Here is a 1353-nt window from a genome sequence, read left to right on the forward strand (position 1 = left end):
AGTTCAGCGATCGGTATATTCGTGACATAACCTTTAATACCGAGTAGTTTTTCGGTTTTGTTTTTCAATGTTTCATTGAATTCAAATGATTTACTTTTTTGAGCTGATTTTTTAATAAATTTTGCACGCTTTCCTGGCTCATTTTTTTCTAATAAATTATTTGCACGCTCAATTTGTTTCATCATCTCTCGATGATCTTTTTTGTAACGTTTTTCTGAGAACTGGCAAACCGTGTTGATGCGCTCATCACCGAAGGTTTTTTTATAGCGTCTTATTGCCCCATCGGTTTGCGCAAGCTCCCTGTGTATCTGGTCAATAAGCTTGTGCGAAGCGTTGGCTAACCGAGCGCCAACAATGTACTGATATCCCTGTTCGTTAAGAAGCTGCATGTTGGCTTTGGATAGCATCGCAGCATCCGCAACGATCACTGGTTTTGAGTCTGGACAGAGCGTTTTAAATCGATTCAACACCTCTAGCATCGTATGCCCCTCAAAGGTGTTACCAGTGAAGATCTGATGCATCAATGGAAAGCCAGAGCGCGTCGTGATCAGGCCGATCACAATCTGGGGTTGTTGGTGTTTGTTGTCTTTAGAGAAACCTGGTTTTTGGAGGTCATACTCTTTGAAGGATTCAAAGTACAGCGTTGTGACATCATAGAGAACCATGGCAAAGGTTTCGTTGAGATGTTTCTGGGCACTTTGAAGTGCCGCCGACTCAATTGTTGCAGTCTCATTGAGCAGCTTGGGCAAAGAGCGGTACATCGTACGCTGCGCATAAACAACCCCAAAATAGCGCTCCAATAGCTCGAGTGTGCGCAGTTTAGAGGCAGGCTCAATAATACGCATAATGGCCAGATCTTTATGAACGGCTGAAATGGAATCCAAACCACAAAGATCGAGGCATTTTAATAAGACTTCTCGAGCGTATGTCTGCTGGACTTTAATTAATTTAAAACGACTAAATAATGGTGCGACTTGAATAGATTCAATTTCTTCAGGGGGAAATAATTCTGGTTGTCGACTATTCTGCTGAATATACTCTGCCGCTAACGCATTTAATTGCTTTAATTGTTCCGAATTATGTGCACTGCCAAAATGTTTGACCACTTTGCGCGTGCCGTGCTCATACCGAACGACCTGGACAGCGGTCGCACCAGAGGTAGTCGTTGTTGTTCGCGTCTTCAGATCGTCATACATGACGCAAAGATAGCACTCCTTGCTGGTCAAAACGTCATTTCGAAGCAAAACTTCTTTGCCCTAGTGCGGTCAACAGCGAAACAGAAAAATTAACTCGTTGTTTTAAAAGAATATTTTTTAATAAATTTAGAAAATATCAAAAAGTGGCAGAAGTCAG

1 protein-coding gene is annotated in these 1353 nt (G+C 42.1%); it reads right to left on the reverse strand.

Annotated elements, in window-relative coordinates; translation table 11 throughout:
• Positions 1–1196, reverse strand: a 1196-nt coding sequence (locus tag ACOI06_RS14520) for an IS1634 family transposase (RefSeq protein ID WP_420663306.1), incomplete at its 3' end; no start/stop codon positions are given.
• Positions 1197–1353: the final 157 nt, after the last annotated feature.

The organism is Orrella sp. 11846, assembly GCF_048820935.1.
Lineage (GTDB): Bacteria > Pseudomonadota > Gammaproteobacteria > Burkholderiales > Burkholderiaceae_B > Algicoccus.